This is a genomic window from Pseudomonas sp. Sample_24 (assembly GCF_004307605.1).
In the GTDB taxonomy this organism is placed as follows: Bacteria; Pseudomonadota; Gammaproteobacteria; order Pseudomonadales; family Pseudomonadaceae; genus Aquipseudomonas.
Map to the genome: position 1 here is coordinate 1 of NZ_RCNW01000031.1, position 2,158 is coordinate 2,158.

General features: G+C 61.5%; 2 protein-coding genes. Both read right to left on the reverse strand.

Going from position 1 to position 2,158, the window contains the following annotated elements:
* On the reverse strand, window positions 1-725 hold a 725-nt coding region (locus D8V06_RS01550; RefSeq protein WP_130930312.1), incomplete at its 3' end, for a glyceraldehyde 3-phosphate dehydrogenase NAD-binding domain-containing protein.
* A 176-nt stretch (window positions 726-901) separates the two neighbouring features.
* On the reverse strand, window positions 902-2,158 hold a 1,257-nt coding region (locus D8V06_RS01555; protein ID WP_277751278.1), incomplete at its 5' end, for a transketolase.

A 2,158-nucleotide genomic window follows, 5' to 3' on the forward strand; every position in this document is an offset into this window, starting at 1 on the left:
ACGGCTTTGGCCTGAATTCGCCCGGCAAGTTCCGGCAGCAGGCGTTCGATGCCGCGTGCCAGACCAGTGGACACCGGGATCACCGACTGAAACGCCGAACGGGTGCGGCGCAGGTCTTCGTGGTGATAGGCATCGATGACTGGCTGATCGTTCATGGCCGAGTGGATCGTGGTGATCGACACGTACTCCAGACCAAGCGCCTGATCCAGCAGGCGCAACAGCGGCACTCCGCAATTGGTGGTGCAGGACGCGTTGGACACCAGCAGCTCATCGCCGCTCAGGCAATCCTGGTTCACGCCGTAGACGATGGTGGCGTCGACATCGGCCTCGCTGGCCATCGGCTGGGAAAACAGCACCCGTGGCGCACCGGCGTTGAGAAAACGCTGGCCGTCTTCGCGGGTGTGGTACGCGCCGGAGCACTCCAGCACCAGATCGACGCCCAACGACGCCCAATCGATGCCTTCGGGTGTGGCACTGCGCAGGACCTTCACGCAGTCGCCATTGATATGCAGACAATCGCCGTCGACCTTCACCTCACCGGGAAAACGCCCGTGGGTGGAGTCGAAGCGTGTCAGGTATTCGATGCTGGCCATGTCGGCCAGATCGTTGATCGCGACAATTTCAAACCCGGCCTTTTCGCCTCGCTCGAACAACGCACGCAAGACGCAACGACCAATCCGGCCGTAGCCGTTGAGTGCAACTTTGTAGGGACGCGGTTGAGGCATGGGGTTCTCTATTACCGTGGTGAATCCGATAGTGAAGCATCGCCTGAACTATCGCTATCGCGGGCAAGCCCGCTCCCACAGGTTTTTCTGGTGCTCACAAAATCTGTGTTCACTGGAAATTCCTGTGGGAGCTGGCTTGCCAGCGATGGCGTCAGATCAGACGCACATCTTCTGGATCAGTCTTCCAGCAGCTCTTCAGCCTGACCCAGGATGTTTTCCAGGGTGAAGCCGAACTCTTCGAACAAGGCAGGCGCAGGCGCCGACTCGCCGTAGGTGGTCATGCCGATTACGCGACCTTCCAGGCCCACGTACTTGTACCAGTAGTCCGCATGAGCGGCTTCGATGGCGATACGGGCGCTGACCTGCAACGGCAGGACCGATTGCTTGTAGCCGGCATCCTGGGCATCGAACACGCTGGTGCACGGCATGGACACCACACGCACCTTGCGACCTTGCTCGGTCAGCTTGTCGAAAGCCTGAACAGCCAGGCCGACTTCCGAACCGGTGGCGATCAGGATCAGCTCAGGCTCGCCGGCGCAGTCCTTCAACACATAACCACCACGGCTGATGTCGGCGATCTGCAGCGCGTTGCGGGTTTGGTGCTGCAGGTTCTGACGCGAGAAGATCAGGGCCGAAGGACCGTCCTTGCGTTCCAGTGCGTACTTCCAGCTGACTGCCGATTCAACGGCATCGGCCGGACGCCAGGTATCGAGGTTCGGCGTGCAGCGCAGGCTGGCCAGTTGCTCGATTGGCTGGTGAGTCGGGCCGTCTTCGCCCAGACCGATGGAGTCGTGGGTGTAGACGTGGATCACGCGCTGTTTCATCAAGGCCGACATGCGCACGGCATTGCGGGCGTATTCCATGAACATCAGGAAGGTCGCGCCGTAAGGCACCAGACCGCCGTGCAAGGCAACGCCGTTCATGATCGCGGTCATGCCGAATTCACGCACGCCGTAGTACATGTAGTTGCCGCTGGCGTCTTCGGCGGTGACGCCTTTGCAGCCTTTCCACAGGGTCAGGTTGGAACCGGCCAGGTCAGCCGAACCGCCGAGGAACTCAGGCAGCAGCGGACCGAACGCGTTCAGGGCGTTCTGGCTGGCCTTGCGGCTGGCGATGGTTTCGCCTTTGGCCGCGACTTCGGCGATGTAGGCGTCGGCCTTCTCGGAGAAGTCGGCCGGCAGTTCGCCGCTCAGACGACGCACCAGTTCATTGGCTTCGCTCGGGAATGCGGCGGAGTAGGCAGCGAAACGCTGATCCCAGTCAGCCTCGACCGCGAGGCCGGCTTCCTTGGCATCCCACTCGGCATAAATGTCAGCCGGAATTTCGAACGGACCGTGGTTCCACTTCAGCGCAGCGCGGGTCAGGGCGATTTCCGCGTCACCCAACGGGGCGCCGTGGCAGTCTTCCTTGCCTTGCTTGTTCGGCGAACCGAA